The organism is Serratia sp. CY76391, from assembly GCF_052166695.1.
GTDB classification, from domain to species: Bacteria; Pseudomonadota; Gammaproteobacteria; order Enterobacterales; family Enterobacteriaceae; genus Serratia; species Serratia nematodiphila.
On record NZ_JBJNOJ010000014.1, the window covers coordinates 1 to 15,165 of the forward strand.

Annotated in this window: 14 protein-coding genes, 2 tRNA genes and 1 rRNA gene; 14 read left to right on the plus strand and 3 right to left on the minus strand. The window is 60.2% G+C overall.

Features of this window, described 5'->3' with window-relative positions; genetic code table 11:
* The 3 genes from rrf to ACJ8PN_RS21965 form a co-directional block, all read left to right on the plus strand.
* A 5S ribosomal RNA gene (gene rrf, locus ACJ8PN_RS21955) occupies nucleotides 1-112 on the plus strand; the annotation flags it as partial.
* A 93-nt stretch (nucleotides 113-205) separates the two neighbouring features.
* Nucleotides 206-282: transfer RNA gene (locus tag ACJ8PN_RS21960), tRNA-Asp, on the plus strand.
* Between the two features lie 51 nt (nucleotides 283-333).
* Nucleotides 334-409 (plus strand) — tRNA-Trp (locus ACJ8PN_RS21965).
* A gap of 269 nt (nucleotides 410-678) precedes the next feature.
* Here ACJ8PN_RS21965 and hdfR read toward each other — a convergent pair.
* Complete coding sequence (hdfR, locus tag ACJ8PN_RS21970) at nucleotides 679-1,506, minus strand: HTH-type transcriptional regulator HdfR (protein ID WP_028128092.1); 828 nt, start codon at nucleotides 1,504-1,506, stop codon at nucleotides 679-681.
* 119 nt (nucleotides 1,507-1,625) lie between these two features.
* Between hdfR and ACJ8PN_RS21975 the strand changes: the two genes are divergently transcribed.
* Entirely contained in the window at nucleotides 1,626-1,964 is a 339-nt protein-coding gene (locus tag ACJ8PN_RS21975; RefSeq protein ID WP_171454934.1) for a DUF413 domain-containing protein, read from the plus strand.
* A gap of 27 nt (nucleotides 1,965-1,991) precedes the next feature.
* Here the strand turns inward: ACJ8PN_RS21975 and ACJ8PN_RS21980 are convergent, their stop codons facing one another.
* Nucleotides 1,992-3,515, minus strand: coding sequence for a YifB family Mg chelatase-like AAA ATPase (locus tag ACJ8PN_RS21980; protein WP_154871846.1), 1,524 nt, complete (start codon nucleotides 3,513-3,515; stop codon nucleotides 1,992-1,994).
* Between the two features lie 341 nt (nucleotides 3,516-3,856).
* Between ACJ8PN_RS21980 and ACJ8PN_RS21985 the strand changes: the two genes are divergently transcribed.
* From ACJ8PN_RS21985 to ACJ8PN_RS22030, 10 genes are all read left to right on the plus strand, one after another.
* Nucleotides 3,857-5,089 (plus strand): MFS transporter, encoded by a 1,233-nt coding sequence (locus ACJ8PN_RS21985; protein ID WP_411261717.1) that lies wholly within the window; start codon nucleotides 3,857-3,859, stop codon nucleotides 5,087-5,089.
* Between the two features lie 133 nt (nucleotides 5,090-5,222).
* Nucleotides 5,223-5,321 (plus strand): ilv operon leader peptide, encoded by a 99-nt coding sequence (gene ilvL / locus ACJ8PN_RS21990; protein WP_013814970.1) that lies wholly within the window; start codon nucleotides 5,223-5,225, stop codon nucleotides 5,319-5,321.
* Between the two features lie 142 nt (nucleotides 5,322-5,463).
* Entirely contained in the window at nucleotides 5,464-7,110 is a 1,647-nt protein-coding gene (gene ilvG, locus ACJ8PN_RS21995) for an acetolactate synthase 2 catalytic subunit (protein WP_351109084.1), read from the plus strand.
* Nucleotides 7,107-7,364, plus strand: coding sequence for an acetolactate synthase 2 small subunit (gene ilvM, locus ACJ8PN_RS22000; RefSeq protein ID WP_004929955.1), 258 nt, complete (start codon nucleotides 7,107-7,109; stop codon nucleotides 7,362-7,364). The genes ilvG and ilvM overlap by 4 nt, the downstream gene beginning before the upstream one ends.
* 23 nt (nucleotides 7,365-7,387) lie before the next feature.
* On the plus strand, nucleotides 7,388-8,314 hold the full coding sequence (locus tag ACJ8PN_RS22005) for a branched-chain amino acid transaminase (RefSeq protein ID WP_016930475.1): 927 nt from the start codon (nucleotides 7,388-7,390) through the stop codon (nucleotides 8,312-8,314).
* A 107-nt stretch (nucleotides 8,315-8,421) separates the two neighbouring features.
* On the plus strand, nucleotides 8,422-10,272 hold the full coding sequence (gene ilvD / locus ACJ8PN_RS22010; RefSeq protein WP_015379395.1) for a dihydroxy-acid dehydratase: 1,851 nt from the start codon (nucleotides 8,422-8,424) through the stop codon (nucleotides 10,270-10,272).
* Between the two features lie 5 nt (nucleotides 10,273-10,277).
* Nucleotides 10,278-11,822, plus strand: coding sequence for a threonine ammonia-lyase, biosynthetic (gene ilvA, locus ACJ8PN_RS22015; RefSeq protein ID WP_004929963.1), 1,545 nt, complete (start codon nucleotides 10,278-10,280; stop codon nucleotides 11,820-11,822).
* Between the two features lie 112 nt (nucleotides 11,823-11,934).
* Complete coding sequence (locus ACJ8PN_RS22020) at nucleotides 11,935-12,930, plus strand: hypothetical protein (RefSeq protein WP_442535223.1); 996 nt, start codon at nucleotides 11,935-11,937, stop codon at nucleotides 12,928-12,930.
* Complete coding sequence (locus ACJ8PN_RS22025) at nucleotides 12,930-13,508, plus strand: hypothetical protein (RefSeq protein WP_346596687.1); 579 nt, start codon at nucleotides 12,930-12,932, stop codon at nucleotides 13,506-13,508. Before ACJ8PN_RS22020 ends, ACJ8PN_RS22025 begins: the two co-directional genes overlap by 1 nt.
* Nucleotides 13,509-13,529: 21 nt before the next feature.
* Nucleotides 13,530-14,231, plus strand: a complete 702-nt coding sequence (locus ACJ8PN_RS22030) for a DUF2461 domain-containing protein (RefSeq protein WP_004929969.1) — start codon at nucleotides 13,530-13,532, stop codon at nucleotides 14,229-14,231.
* 8 nt (nucleotides 14,232-14,239) lie between these two features.
* On the opposite strand, the gene ilvY is transcribed toward ACJ8PN_RS22030, so the two are convergent.
* Entirely contained in the window at nucleotides 14,240-15,130 is an 891-nt protein-coding gene (ilvY, locus tag ACJ8PN_RS22035; RefSeq protein WP_004929971.1) for an HTH-type transcriptional activator IlvY, read from the minus strand.
* Between the last annotated feature and the right edge of the window lie 35 nt (nucleotides 15,131-15,165).

Consider the following 15,165-nt stretch of genomic DNA (forward strand, 5'->3'; position numbering starts at 1 on the left):
GCGGCAATAGCGCGGTGGTCCCACCTGACCCCATGCCGAACTCAGAAGTGAAACGCCGTAGCGCCGATGGTAGTGTGGGGTCTCCCCATGCGAGAGTAGGACACTGCCAGGCATCAAATAAACGTTATCAGTGTGACGACTGGTAATGCGCAAGTCGCAGAACGTGATTTGCCGGCATCGAAAGATGCAACGTAAAAGAATCGGTGGAGCGGTAGTTCAGTTGGTTAGAATACCTGCCTGTCACGCAGGGGGTCGCGGGTTCGAGCCCCGTCCGTTCCGCCACTTATTTAATTATGCCTGCTTTATTAGCAGGCATAATGTTAAGCGAGATTTAGGGGCGTAGCTCAGTTGGTAGAGCACCGGTCTCCAAAACCGGGTGTCGCGAGTTCGAGTCTCTCCGCCCCTGCCATATTAAGAACCCTTTGCGAAAGCAAAGGGTTTTTTTTTATCTATTATCCGTTTCCTTAGCGCGTTATCGTTTTGGAAAAGAGCGCATCGGCTGCTCTATGCTGATGTTTATCTGATCCGAGTTGCTCCATAACCTTTCGATCTTTACCTCCGCAGAGCTCCTGATTCTCCTACCATTTTGCATTTTCTTCTCTCAGAAGGCGATGGGCGGCTTTTGGCATGATAGACAGCCAAGACCACGGTGGCGGCTTTTAAGGCCGCCATAGCGCTTTAGGCTGCGGTATTTAAAGGTATTTTAAGTAATTGCCGAATCAAAGGTTGTTGATCGCTATTTTGCAACCAGACGGCATACAGTGGGCGGATAATCGGCGGGATCTCGGTGGCGGCCACCAGCTGTGGGTACTCTTTTTCCCAATGGCTGGGTAGGAAAGCGCATCCGCCCGTGGTTTCCAACAGCTGACGCGTCAGGTGAGCGGAGGTGGTGGTAAGCACCGGTACGTTATCACCTTCCAACATGCGGTTTTCCTGTTGGTGGAAGTCGGCTCCCCATTCCAGCTTGATGTAGGGCATTGGGGCCTGTTTGTCACGATAAGCGGATGAGAACAGGCGTAATGAGAAATTGCTCAGCTGCTGGCTGGCCAATTCATCCATCTTCGGCGGTTCAGTGGTGATCAGTAAATCGAGCTGCCTTTCATGCAGTTGTTTTACCAAAGAGTGCCTTAATGCCACCCTGGCTTCTAGCTGCAGCGCCTCGCGTTGTTGATAGAGTGCTTGCAACCAGGGGGTCAGATAGGCCTCCCACAACGAAGCGGTAGCGCCGATCGATAACTCGGTGTGTTGCAGCGAACGCACGACTTCCTTCTTCGCCAACTGCCAGGTGTTCATCAGGCTCTCGGCATAGGGCAGAAGCCGCTCGCCGGCAGGCGTCAGGCGGATGTTATTGCGATGACGGGTAAATAAATTTGCGCCCAACTGGTTTTCTAACTGACGGATGCGGAAACTGACCGCGGACTGCGTTAAGTACAAAGATTCTGCGGCTCTGCCAAAGTGACGCGTTCTACTGACCTCCAAAAAGGTTTTCAGTAATTCGGTATCCACACCTATCTCCAAAAAAATTTGTCGTTAAGATTTAAATGTTTTGTTTTACACGCTGTCAAGCCTATCTAATACTCCGCGCCATAAACAGCACGGCCATAAGAGAATTAGGAGCGTGTCAGATGGCGGATAGCTTCACCACGACCAATCGTTTTTTTGATAATAAACATTACCCTCGCGGGTTCTCCCGTCACGGCGATTTCACCATTAAAGAGGCGCAATTGCTAGAGCGCTTCGGCTACGCGTTTAACGAGTTGGACTCGGGCAAACGCCAGCCGGCCACTGAAGAAGAACGGCTGTTCGTCGCAGTGTGCCGCGGTGAGCGCGAAGCGGCTACCGAGCAGGAAAAAGTATGGGCTAAATATCTGGCGCGCACACGTCGCCCGAAGAAATTCCATACTCTGTCCGGCGGTAAACCGCAGGCTGACGCAGTAGAAGATTACAGCGACAGCGAAGACTAAAGACGATGGGGCCTGCGGGCCCCATTTTCATTCCAGACTGCGATGCAGTTGTAACAGCAGACGGTCCATACTGCGATAGCCCAGTGCTTCGCTGAGGTGGTGCCTGTCGAGTTCAGCATCTCCCGCCAAATCCGCCAGCGTGCGCGCCACTTTCAAGATGCGCTGCCAGGCGCGAACCGATAACCCCAGCGTGTTTAATGTTGCTTCCAAAAACTCGGCGTCAGCCGCCTGCAAAACGCAATCTCGTTCCACTTCGCGGTTGCTCAACAGCGCGTTGACTTTACCGGCGCGTTCGAGCTGCCGGGCGCGTGCCTGCTGCACCCTTTTCCGTACTTGTTCGCTGCTTTCTCCATGGGTTTTCCGATGACTGAGCGTACCCGGCGGCAACAACGGTACTTCGATAGACAGATCGAAACGGTCGAGAAAAGGCCCTGACAGCCGGGCCAGATAGCGCAACACCTGCTGCGGTGAGGCGCGATTGTGCAACCCCTGATAATGCCCTGTCGGGCTGGGGTTCATTGCCGCGATCAGTTGCACCCTGGCGGGGAAACAGACCTTGGCGTTGGCACGTGAAATCACGATCTCGCCGGATTCCAACGGCTCACGCAGCGCATCCAGTACCTTACGCTCGAATTCCGGCAGTTCATCCAGAAACAGCACGCCGTTATGCGCCATCGAGATCTCGCCCGGTCGCGGCAGTGAGCCGCCGCCGACCAATGCCGCCATCGAGGCGCTGTGGTGCGGTGCGCGGAACGGCCTCTGACGCCATGGTAGAGCGGCGGGAATATGATGCTGCAAGCTGGCGACCGCCAGGCTTTCCAGCGCCTCAGTCTCCGTCAGCGGCGGCAGTAAGCCCGTGAGACGGCTGGCGAGCATGGTTTTACCGGTGCCCGGTGGCCCAATCAACAGTAGGTTATGCCCGCCGGCGGCGGCGATCTCTAATGCCCGCTTGGCCTGTTCCTGGCCGATGATGTCGCGCAGGTCGTCGTTTTCGCACGCGTTGTCTGCATCGGGGGGCGTGGCCGCCACCGGCAGTTCGCCTTGGCCGAGCAGAAAAGCGCAGACTTCCAGCAGGTGTTGGGCAGTATGGGAGTGTGACTGCGCGATCAGGCCGACTTCGGCGGCGTTGTCCGTCGAGAGGATCAGTTGCCGCCCGGCATCAGCCGCCGCCAGTGCCGCCGGGATTGCTCCCCTGACCGCGCGCAGTGAGCCGGACAGCGCGAGCTCGCCAAGAAACTCGTAGCGTGCCAACGGTGCGAGGGGTAACTGCTCGGAGGCGGCGAGGATCGCCAGCGCTATCGGCAGATCGTAACGCCCGCCTTCTTTCGGCAGATCGGCGGGGGCCAAATTGACGGTGATGCGCCGGGCGGGAAAGGTGAAACCGTTGTTGATCAGGGCGCTGCGCACCCGATCGCGCGCCTCTTTTACCGTGGTTTCCGGCAGGCCGACCAGCGTCAGGCCGGGCAGGCCATTGCTGATATGCACCTCCACCGTCACGGAAGGGGCCTGAACGCCGATGATGGCGCGGCTATAGATTAACGCCAGTGACATATCGCTCTCCTTGCTGAGGACGACATGATGCGTGATTCATTCTGGCATTGCGCGGCGTTATTGGTGGTTTTTCTAGGGGGTTCGCAGCGTAATTGCTCATTTTCATCGAAGTAAATGAGATTGTGCGAGCCGCCTCGCATCCTGCGGCAATACCCATTAACAATTCGCTGAAGGCTGCAACACATTAGCGGCCCATACACATTGCAATCATAGGGTTAACGGGTGTATTTAACAATTGATTAAAAGAAAAACCACTTCTTTAACAAGCCCCGACCGCCGCCGCATTCTGCCCGGCAGCCGCTAAACCTCCTGACTTCGTACTCTACGGTAGGGATAACACTATGTTTGGTTGGACCCCGCTGCAACGCAACGCGGCAATCGCCAGCTTTTCAAGCTGGACGCTCGACGCTTTCGATTTTTTCGTGCTGGTATTCTTACTCAGCGACATCGCGCAGTCCTTTCACGTCGGTCTGGAACAGGTCACGTTGGCGATTCTGCTCACGCTGGCGGTGCGCCCGATTGGCGCGCTGATCTTCGGGCGTGCGGCAGAAAAATATGGCCGCAAGCCGATCCTGATGTTGAATATCGTCTTCTTCTCGGTGTTTGAGCTGCTCTCCGCCGCTGCGCCCTCGTTGACGGTCTTCTTGCTGTTGCGGGTGTTGTACGGTGTTGCGATGGGCGGCATTTGGGGCGTGGCGTCATCGTTGGCGATGGAAACCATACCGGACCGCTCACGCGGCCTGATGTCGGGTATTTTCCAGGCCGGCTATCCGTTTGGTTATCTGCTGGCGGCGGTGGTGTACGGCCTGCTGTTCGAAACGGTCGGCTGGCGCGGCATGTTCGTCATCGGCGCGGCGCCGATCCTGCTGCTGCCGTTTATTTATTATTGCGTGCAGGAGTCGCCGGTATGGCTGGCGGCGCGTGAACGCAAAGAGAGCACCGCCTTGCTGCCGGTGTTGAAGAGCCACTGGAAGCTGTGCTGCTATCTGGTGCTGCTGATGGCGGCGTTCAATTTCTTCTCCCACGGTACGCAGGATCTGTATCCGGTGTTTCTGAAAGTTCAGCACGGTTTCGACCCTAAAACCGTCAGTATTATCGCCATTAGCTACAATATCGCGTCAATTATCGGCGGTGTTTTCTTCGGTTCGTTGTCAGAAAAGATCGGCCGCAAAAAAGCGATCATCATTGCCGCGCTGTTGGCGCTGCCGGTGATCCCGCTGTGGGCGTTTTCCAGCGGTTCGCTGATGTTGGGGATCGGCGCTTTCCTGATGCAGTTCATGGTGCAGGGCGCCTGGGGCGTGGTGCCGACCTATCTGACCGAGCTGGTGCCGGCCAACACCCGCGCAGTGCTGCCGGGGTTCGTGTACCAGCTGGGTAACCTGATCGCCTCGGTCAACGCCACGCTGCAAGCCACCATCGCCGAGCATCATGGGCATAATTACGGCCTGGCGATGGCGATCGTCGCCGGTACGGTGGCGGTGGCGATCGCCCTGTTGGTGTTCTTCGGCAAGGATACGCGCGGCAAGACGATCACCGACGCGGTAGAAAATCCGGGTATGCGCGCCAACGTGTGAAAGAGGGGCGATTCGCGTGAGGTATGACCAGATTGCGCCGAATAATAACGCAAAAAAAGTGTTGTCATGTCGCGCGCGGCTGTGGTACCTCTGTAAGCATTAGTTCTGAATGAGCACAGTGAACAAACCCATTATGAAAGCCTTTGCCCAAGTGATTAGCCTAGTCGTGATTAGCGTGGTGGTGATTATTATCCCACCGTGCGGGGCTGCACTTGGACGAAGAAAGGCTTAGCAAACAAGCCGGAATCGCAAGAGAACCCCCGCACCGTCAGGTCCGGGGGTTTTTTATTGGCAAGAGAAAAGTGGAGCAAGGGGCAGAGCATGAAAAACAGAACAAAATCCTGCAATTGTCGAAGAAAGGCGGGGAAATAACTATGAATGGCGCTCAGTGGGTAGTTCAAGCGTTGCGTGCGCAGGGTGTGGATACCGTATTCGGCTATCCGGGCGGGGCAATCATGCCGGTGTACGATGCGTTGTATGACGGCGGCGTGGAACACCTGCTGTGCCGCCATGAACAGGGCGCCGCCATGGCCGCCATCGGCTACGCCCGCGCCACCGGCAAAGTCGGTGTCTGTATCGCCACTTCCGGCCCTGGTGCCACCAACCTGATCACCGGCCTGGCTGATGCGCTGCTCGATTCCGTTCCTGTTGTCGCCATCACCGGCCAGGTGGGTTCTGCGCTGATCGGCACCGATGCCTTTCAGGAGATCGATGTTCTCGGCCTGTCTCTGGCCTGCACCAAGCACAGCTTCCTGGTGGAGTCGCTGGACGCCTTGCCGGGCATCATGGCGGAAGCGTTCGCCATCGCCGCAGGCGGCCGCCCCGGCCCGGTGCTGATCGATATCCCGAAAGACATCCAGCTGGCGCAGGGGGACTTGCACCCGCATCTGATGCCGGTTGACGAAGCGCCGGCGTTCCCGGCGGCGGCGTTGGCAGAGGCGGCCGCGCTGCTGGCGCAGGCGCACAAACCGATGCTGTACGTCGGCGGCGGCGTGGGCATGGCGCAGGCGGTGCCGGCGCTGCGTGAATTTATCGCGGTGACCCGCATGCCGAACGTCGCCACCCTGAAGGGGCTGGGCGCGCCGGACGCGCAAGACCCGCTGTATCTCGGCATGTTGGGCATGCATGGCGCCAAGGCTGCCAACCTGGCGGTGCAGGAGTGCGATCTGCTGATCGCCGTCGGCGCGCGTTTCGATGATCGCGTGACCGGCAAACTGAACGCCTTCGCGCCGCACGCCAAAGTGATCCACATGGATATCGACCCGGCGGAAATGAGCAAGCTGCGCCAGGCGCATGTGGCCCTGCAGGGTGATTTGAAAACGTTGCTGCCGGCGTTGCAGCACCCGCTGGACATCGCCGCCTGGCAGCAGCAGGTGACGGCGCTGAAAGCCGAGCACGCCTGCCGCTACGATCACCCCGGCCAGCCGATCTACGCGCCGCTGTTCTTGCGCCAGCTGTCTGACCGCAAGCCGGCCAACAGCGTAGTGACCACCGACGTCGGTCAGCACCAGATGTGGAGCGCGCAGCACATGACGTTCGAGCGTCCGGAGAATTTCATCACCTCCAGCGGCCTCGGCACCATGGGATTCGGCGTGCCGGCCGCGGTAGGCGCTCAGATTGCCCGCCCGCAAGATACGGTGATCTGCGTCTCGGGCGATGGCTCCTTCATGATGAACGTGCAGGAACTGGGCACCATCAAGCGCAAGCAGCTGCCGCTTAAGATCGTGCTGCTGGACAACCAGCGCCTCGGGATGGTGCGTCAATGGCAGCAGCTGTTCTTCGACGGCCGCTACAGCGAAACCAACCTGTCCGATAACCCCGACTTCCTGATGTTGGCCGCCGCCTTCGGCATTCCCGGCCAGCGCATCAGCCGCAAGGATCAGGTGGAGGGCGCCCTCGAGGCGCTGTTCAACACCGAAGGCCCTTATCTGCTGCAGGTCTCTATCGACGAACTCGAAAACGTCTGGCCGCTGGTGCCGCCGGGCGCCGGCAACGAAACCATGTTGGAGGAAATATCATGATGCAGCATCAACTCTCGATCCAGGCGCGTTTTCGCCCCGAAATGTTAGAGCGCGTATTGCGGGTCGTGCGTCATCGCGGCTTTCAGGTTTGTGCTATGAATATGGTTTCCCCGGCCAACGCCGACAGCATCAATATCGAATTGACCGTTGCCAGCCCGCGCCCGGTTGCCCTGTTGTCATCTCAATTAAGTAAACTGATGGACGTCTCCTGCGTCGAGATCCAGCAGCCAACATCACAACAAATACGCGCCTGAGGCGCCGAGAAGGATAAATAACAATGACTAAGAAAGCCGATTACATTTGGTTCAATGGTGAGATGGTTCCTTGGGCCGAGGCCAAAGTGCACGTGATGTCGCACGCGTTGCATTACGGCACGTCGGTATTTGAAGGGGTGCGCTGCTACGACTCGCACTTGGGGCCGGTGGTGTTCCGCCATCGCGAGCATATGCAGCGCCTGCATGATTCAGCGAAAATCTACCGCATGCCGGTTTCGCAAAGCGTCGACGAGCTGATGGAAGCCTGCCGCGCTACGCTGCGCAAGAACAACCTGGTCAGCGCGTACATTCGCCCGCTGGTGTTCGTCGGCGATGTCGGCATGGGCGTCAACCCGCCGGCCGGTTATAAAACGGACGTGATTATCGCGGCGTTTCCTTGGGGCGCTTATTTGGGCGAAGAAGCGCTGGATCAAGGCATCGATGCGATGGTCTCCTCCTGGCACCGCGTCGCGCCGAACACCATCCCGACCGCGGCCAAGGCCGGCGGCAACTATCTTTCCTCCCTGCTGGTGGGCAGCGAAGCGCGCCGCCACGGCTATCAGGAAGGCATCGCGCTCGACGTGCACGGCTACATTTCCGAAGGGGCGGGCGAGAACCTGTTTGAAGTGAAAGACGGCGTGCTCTATACCCCGCCGTTCACCTCGTCGGCGCTGCCGGGCATCACCCGCGACGCGATCATCAAGCTGGCGAAAGACATGGGCTTCGAGGTGCGCGAGCAGGTGCTGTCGCGCGAATCGCTGTACCTGGCCGACGAAGTGTTCATGTCCGGCACCGCGGCGGAAATCACGCCGGTGCGCAGCGTGGACGGCATTCAGGTCGGCATCGGCAAATGCGGCCCGGTGACCAAACAGATCCAACAGGCGTTCTTCGGCCTGTTCAGCGGCAAGACCGAAGACAAATACGGCTGGCTGGATCCGGTAAACCCGTAACGACAAGACTCGCCGCGCAGCGTGGCGGACGACAAGACAGACAAGATAAGAAATATCCAGGCGGTTCGTTCGCCGCCTGCCATAAATACATTTGGAGTGAAAAGAGCATGCCTAAGTACCGTTCCGCCACCACCACCCACGGCCGCAATATGGCGGGTGCCCGCGCATTGTGGCGCGCGACCGGGATGACCGACGCCGATTTCGGCAAGCCGATCATCGCCGTGGTCAACTCCTTTACCCAGTTCGTGCCTGGCCACGTGCATCTGCGCGATCTGGGCAAGCTTGTCGCCGAACAGATTGAAGCCTCCGGCGGCGTGGCCAAAGAGTTCAACACCATCGCGGTGGATGACGGCATCGCCATGGGCCACGGCGGCATGCTCTATTCCCTGCCGTCGCGCGAGCTGATCGCCGACTCGGTCGAATACATGGTGAACGCCCACTGTGCCGACGCGATGGTGTGCATCTCCAACTGCGACAAGATCACCCCGGGTATGCTGATGGCGGCGTTGCGCCTGAACATTCCGGTGATCTTCGTCTCCGGCGGTCCGATGGAAGCCGGCAAGACCAAACTCTCCAACCAGATCATCAAGCTGGATCTGGTGGACGCGATGATCCAGGGCGCGAACCCGAACGTCAGCGACGCCGACAGCGAGCAGATCGAGCGTTCCGCCTGCCCGACCTGCGGCTCTTGCTCCGGCATGTTCACCGCCAACTCGATGAACTGCCTGACCGAAGCGCTGGGCCTGTCGCAGCCGGGCAACGGTTCGCTGCTGGCCACCCACGCCGATCGTAAGGAACTGTTCCTCAACGCCGGCAAGCGCATCGTCGAGCTGACCAAACGCTATTACGAGCAGGACGACGAGAGCGCGCTGCCGCGCAATATCGCCAACAAGGCGGCATTTGAAAATGCCATGACGCTGGACATCGCCATGGGCGGCTCGACCAACACCGTGCTGCACCTGCTGGCTTCGGCGCAGGAAGGCGAGGTGGACTTCACCATGGAGGACATCGATCGCCTGTCGCGCAAAGTGCCGCACCTGTGCAAGGTGGCGCCGAGCACGCAGAAATATCACATGGAAGACGTGCACCGCGCCGGTGGCGTGATCGGCATCCTCGGCGAGCTGGATCGCGCCGGCTTGCTGAACCGCGAGGTGAACAACGTATTGGGGCTGACCCTGCCGCAGACGCTGGAGGCCTACGACGTGATGCTGACCCGCGACGAAAGCGTCAAGAAAATGTACTCCGCCGGGCCGGCCGGTATCCGCACCACGCAGGCATTCTCCCAGGACTGCCGCTGGGATTCTCTGGACACCGACCGCAAGGAAGGCTGCATCCGCACCCGTGAGCACGCCTACAGTCAGGACGGCGGGTTGGCGGTGCTGTACGGCAACCTGGCGGAAAACGGCTGCATCGTCAAAACCGCCGGCGTCGACAAGGAAATCCTCACCTTCCGCGGCCCGGCCAAAGTGTATGAAAGCCAGGATGACGCGGTAGAAGCGATCCTCGGCGGCAAAGTGGTGGCGGGCGACGTAGTGGTGATTCGCTACGAAGGGCCGAAAGGCGGCCCGGGCATGCAGGAAATGCTTTACCCAACCACCTACCTGAAATCGATGGGGCTGGGCAAGGCGTGCGCGCTGATCACCGACGGGCGTTTCTCCGGCGGCACCTCCGGGTTGTCCATCGGTCACGCTTCGCCGGAAGCGGCCAACGGCGGCCTGATCGCCCTGGTGCAGGACGGCGACATGATCGCGATCGACATTCCTCATCGCGGCATCCAGCTGGATGTCAGCGAGCAGGAGCTGGCGGCGCGGCATGAGGCGGAACTGGCGCGCGGCGACGCGGCCTGGACGCCGAAAAACCGTGAACGTCAGGTGTCCTTCGCGCTGCGCGCCTACGCCTCGTTGGCTACCAGCGCCGACAAAGGCGCGGTGCGCGACAAGAGCAAACTGGGGGGATAAGCAGCATGGCGGTCTCTCAACCCCTACCCAGCGCCCCCTGCGGCGCGGAATATCTGCGAGCGGTACTGCGCTCGCCGGTTTACGAGGTGGCGCAAGTCACCCCGTTGCAGGCCATGAGCAAAATCTCTTCGCGCCTCGGCAACACCATTTTGGTGAAGCGCGAAGATCGCCAGCCGGTGCACAGCTTCAAGCTGCGCGGGGCCTATGCGATGATCGCCGGGCTGGACGAAGAGCAGAAGGCGCGCGGCGTCGTGACGGCTTCGGCCGGTAACCACGCGCAGGGCGTCGCCTTCTCCGGTAAACGGCTGGGGATCAAAACGCTGATCGTGATGCCGGTGTCCACTGCGGACATCAAGGTGGATGCGGTGCGCGGCTTCGGCGGCGAAGTGTTGCTGCACGGCGCCAATTTCGACGAGGCCAAGGCGAAGGCGATCGAGCTTTCCCAACAGCAGGGCATGACCTTTGTGCCGCCGTTCGATCACCCGACGGTGATCGCCGGGCAGGGCACGCTGGCGATGGAGCTGCTGCAGCAAGACGCGCATCTGGATCGGGTTTTCGTGCCGGTCGGCGGCGGCGGCCTGGCCGCCGGGGTGGCGGTGCTGATCAAACAGCTGATGCCGCAGATCAAAGTGATCGGCGTCGAAGCGGAAGACTCCGCCTGCCTGCGCGCGGCGCTGGATGCCGGCCATCCGGTGGATCTGGCGCGCGTCGGGCTGTTCGCCGAAGGCGTGGCGGTGAAGCGCATCGGCGACGAAACCTTCCGCCTGTGCCGTGAGTATCTGGACGACGTGATCACCGTGGACAGCGACGCCATCTGCGCGGCGGTCAAAGATCTGTTCGAGGACGTGCGCGCGATTGCCGAACCTTCCGGCGCGCTGGCGTTGGCGGGGCTGAAAAAGTACGTCCAGCAGCACAACATTCAGGGCGAGCGTCTCGCGCACGTGCTGTCCGGCGCCAATCTCAACTTCCACGGGCTGCGCTATGTTTCCGAGCGTTGCGAACTGGGTGAACAGCGCGAAGCGCTGCTGGCGGTGACCATTCCGGAACAGCAGGGCAGCTTCCTCAAGTTCTGCCAGCTGCTGGGCGGGCGCTCGGTGACCGAATTCAACTACCGCTACGCCGATGCCGACAACGCCTGCATTTTCGTCGGCGTGCGGCTGACGCGCGGCCACGCCGAACGGCGGGAGATCATCGACGAACTCAACGCCGGCGGTTATCAGGTGGTGGATCTGTCGGACGATGAGATGGCCAAGCTGCACGTGCGCTACATGGTGGGCGGGCGTCCGTCGAAGCCGCTGCGCGAACGGCTGTTCAGCTTTGAGTTTCCGGAGTCGCCGGGCGCGCTGCTGAAGTTCCTGCAAACGCTGGGCACACACTGGAACATCTCGCTGTTCCACTATCGCAGCCACGGCACCGACTTCGGCCGGGTGCTGGCGGCCTTTGAACTGGCGCAAAGCGAGCCGGAATTCGAGCGGCACCTGCAGGCGCTGGGCTACGATTGCCACGACGAAACCGACAACCCGGCGTTCCGCTTCTTTTTGCAGGGGTGAGCCGGATTGATAAGCAACCGTGACGCGTTAGTCAGTTTATGGGTTGCATGGTTGTGATTTTGTCGTGCATTTTTATACTGCCAAGACTTCTGACGTATAGGGATGCACGACAATGAAAACCGCTTTTTCTACGCCGTTCGGTTCTCCCGAAGACGATTTGACCAACGCCGAATTTGCCCGCCTGTTGGGCAATGCCGGGGTACAAGAGTTCTATCGCGATATTAATCTGCAAGCCTTGCAGGACTCGCTGGACTGCAGCCTCGCTTTTCATGGCGTGGGAATTATTTTTTCCGACGGGCAAAACTCATTTTTAGTCCGCCCGACGCAGCACACCGGTTATTCGAACGCTTCGCAGGTCACCCACGTGGTCATCAGCAAAACGGTGGCTCATACCTCGCGCGTTGCCGCGACCAATACGCTGTCGGAAGCGTTGAGCAAACCCAGCGTCAGCAAAGAGTTGGCCTCGGCCGCGCTGTCGTGCGGAACGCTGCTGGTATCGGTATTTTTACTGGCGTCGGGCAGCGTCGCCGTGCCGTTCACCGGCGGCACCAGCTCTGCGGTGGCTTATCTGGGCTATGCCGGCATGGTCGCCAGCGCGCTGCAGTGTGGCAATGGGCTATACCGCGTCAACAAGCTTTATGACGGGAAAGGCGATGAATTGGCGCAGCTCGACTCTGAGCAGTGGTATATCGCCACCAGCACCGTACTCGATGTGATCTCGCTGGCCAGCGCGGGGGCCGCCCTGAAGGAAGCGACGATGACCTACCGCGCCATGCGCCGCATTTCGGCGCGCAAGGCGACGGAATGGCTGAAAAGCATGCCCCGCAGCGAAAGGAAGCGGCTGACCGAAAACATCATTCGGGCGGAAAATCCGGGAATTTCCAATAACGTCTTGAAAGAAATGGTGAAGAACGGCTTATACCCGAAGCGTTACCCGACGGAAGCGATCCAAAACGGGCTGCGCCAGCAGTTGCATTCGGCGCTCAATAACGCGTTGACGTTCGTGGGCAGCGGCATCAGCGGCACCCTGTCTGCGCCGGTGAATGTGAAAACCACCGGGCAGTATTTTGTAGGCATTATGCAGAAATTGCCGCAGATGGTGAGGTAATGGCGGACTGGATGATTAAACGCCTGATCGCGCAGGGCCGGGAGATGGAAAGCCAAATCGCGGCGCGCGATCGCGCGCTTTTCGCCGGCGTGGATGCGCAGCTTGAGCAGCATTTCCTGACGCCGGGCCAGCGGCTGTCACCGCCGGGCGTCGGCAATGTCATGTTGCTGATGGTATGCCTGACGCTGGGGCTGGCGGGCGTGATGGGCCTGGCCACGGACGTGGCGGCCGCCTGGAGCGGCAAGACTTCCGCCGCCGTTCTCATGGGCAGCGGCGCGATCGTGGCGGTGTGGATGACGCTGATCCTGTTCCAACTGGTGCAGGGGAAAAACAGCGGGGTGGTATTGCTGCAATACTATCTTGGCATGCTCGGTCTGTGTTGCCTTGGCGCCGCAGTAGCGTGGGCTACGGGCATGACCGGCATCGCCACCGTCGCTATGTTGCTGGGGGGCGCGGTGGGTGGTGCGCTATTCAGCAATCGGGCGGCGTTCTATCTCTACGTCGCTTATTTTCGCACGCGTCGGCGCGTGTTTATCAAACGCCGTTGGCAGAGGGAAGATCTGCGCAACACCCGATAAATCGTCAGAACGGAAAAGCTTATGACGCAACCTTTCTCCGGCTTTAGTCAGCAGGGCCTGAATTTCCTGCAGCAGGTGCGGATCGAAAACGATAAGGCGTGGTTCGACGGCAACCGCGACATCTACGATCGCGAGCTGCTGGCGCCGTTCCGCGCGCTGGTGGAGCAGTTGGCTCCCGGCATGCTGGCGATCGATCCGCAGTTCGAGACTCGCCCGGCGATCGGCAAAACGCTGTCGCGCATTCATCGCGATACGCGCTTTTCTCATGATAAATCGCGCTACCGTAGCCGCATGTGGCTGACGTTCAAGCGTCCGAGCAAAGACTGGAAAGACGCGCCGGTGTATTTTTTTGAACTGGGGCCGGACATGTTGCGCTATGGGCTCGGCTACTACAGCGCCAACAAGCCGACCATGGATCTGTTCCGCCATACGCTGAGGCAGCGGCCGCAGCCTTTCCTTGAGGTGGCCGCCTGCTGCCGGCCGCCGTTCGAGCTGGTGGGCGAAAGCTACAAGCGCCCGCTGGTGAAGGAGCAGGCGGCGGAGATCGCCACCTGGTACAACCGCAAATCGTTCGCGGTGATGGTGACTGACAGCGAAGTGGAAAAGCTGTTCAGCGCCGATCTGGCGCCGCGGCTGGCCGGGGCATTTTTGCAGCTTGAGCCGCTCTACCACTGGCTGATGCAGGTAGAGACGATGAAGCAGATCGATCCGGCGGATCTGTAAACCCCGCGTCAGCGGGGATGCAGCAACCGCCAAAAGGCGTCGATCAGCGGATCGCTGAGGCGCTTTTTCTGGACGCAGACCCCCAGCTCGAAGGGTTCGACCATCGAGATGTTATCCAGCTGCGAGATGCGGTTGCGCACCGGCTCCGGGCTGTTATCCACCACCACGCTCGGGATCAGCGCGATGCCGCAGCCCAAAGCGACCATCGACACGATCGCTTCGTGGCCGCCGACGGTGGCGTAAATCAGCGGATTGCTGATGCGGTGGCGGCGGAACCACAGCTCGATGCGTTTTCGCGAAGGGCCGTGTTCCGGCAGGATGAACGGGATCTCGGCCCAGTCGGGCTTGTCGGCAAACGCCTGGCTGCGTACCGCGCAGGGCAGCGCCGGTGCGATCAGCACCAGCGGGATTTCACCGATTTTGGTGAACGCCACGCTGGCGGGCAGCGTTTCCGGCCGGCCGGCGATGCCGAGATCGGCCTCGTTGGACTGCACCTTGTCGACCGCGTCGGCGGCGTCGCCGGTGGTCAGCTTAATTTCTACCAGCGGGTGCTGCGCGCGGAAGCGATCGAGGATCGGCGGCAGGTGGCTGTACGCCGCGGTCACCGAGCAGAACAGCCGCAGTTCGCCGCTCAGCGAAGGGCCGTGCTGGCCGAGCGAGTGCTTCAGCTGCTGATATTGCAGCAGCGTTTGCTGGGCGAATTCTTTCAGCTGTTCGCCGGCGTCGGTGAGCTGCACGGTGCGGTTATCGCGCAGGAACAGCGGCTGCCCGAGGATCTCTTCCAGCCGCTGGATCTGGCGGGAGAGCGTCGACGGGCTGACGTGCATCGCCTTGGCGGTGCGCCCGAAGTGATGGCTTTCGGCCAGATGCAGGAACAGCTTTAAATCACGTAAATCCATATCGATACGCTCGCAGTGAGAGTGTTGCAAAAATT

Bases quoted from the DNA above. Each gene is read 5' to 3' on its own strand.
- ACJ8PN_RS21975 (WP_171454934.1), top strand. From the start codon at position 1,626: ATGGCGGATAGCTTCACCACGACCAATCGTTTTTTTGATAATAAACAT.
- ACJ8PN_RS21980 (WP_154871846.1), bottom strand. From the start codon at position 3,515: ATGTCACTGGCGTTAATCTATAGCCGCGCCATCATCGGCGTTCAGGCC.
- ACJ8PN_RS21985 (WP_411261717.1), top strand. From the start codon at position 3,857: ATGTTTGGTTGGACCCCGCTGCAACGCAACGCGGCAATCGCCAGCTTT.
- ilvL (WP_013814970.1), top strand. From the start codon at position 5,223: ATGAAAGCCTTTGCCCAAGTGATTAGCCTAGTCGTGATTAGCGTGGTG.
- ilvG (WP_351109084.1), top strand. From the start codon at position 5,464: ATGAATGGCGCTCAGTGGGTAGTTCAAGCGTTGCGTGCGCAGGGTGTG.
- ilvM (WP_004929955.1), top strand. From the start codon at position 7,107: ATGATGCAGCATCAACTCTCGATCCAGGCGCGTTTTCGCCCCGAAATG.
- ACJ8PN_RS22005 (WP_016930475.1), top strand. From the start codon at position 7,388: ATGACTAAGAAAGCCGATTACATTTGGTTCAATGGTGAGATGGTTCCT.
- ilvD (WP_015379395.1), top strand. From the start codon at position 8,422: ATGCCTAAGTACCGTTCCGCCACCACCACCCACGGCCGCAATATGGCG.
- ilvA (WP_004929963.1), top strand. From the start codon at position 10,278: ATGGCGGTCTCTCAACCCCTACCCAGCGCCCCCTGCGGCGCGGAATAT.
- ACJ8PN_RS22020 (WP_442535223.1), top strand. From the start codon at position 11,935: ATGAAAACCGCTTTTTCTACGCCGTTCGGTTCTCCCGAAGACGATTTG.
- ACJ8PN_RS22025 (WP_346596687.1), top strand. From the start codon at position 12,930: ATGGCGGACTGGATGATTAAACGCCTGATCGCGCAGGGCCGGGAGATG.
- ACJ8PN_RS22030 (WP_004929969.1), top strand. From the start codon at position 13,530: ATGACGCAACCTTTCTCCGGCTTTAGTCAGCAGGGCCTGAATTTCCTG.
- ilvY (WP_004929971.1), bottom strand. From the start codon at position 15,130: ATGGATTTACGTGATTTAAAGCTGTTCCTGCATCTGGCCGAAAGCCAT.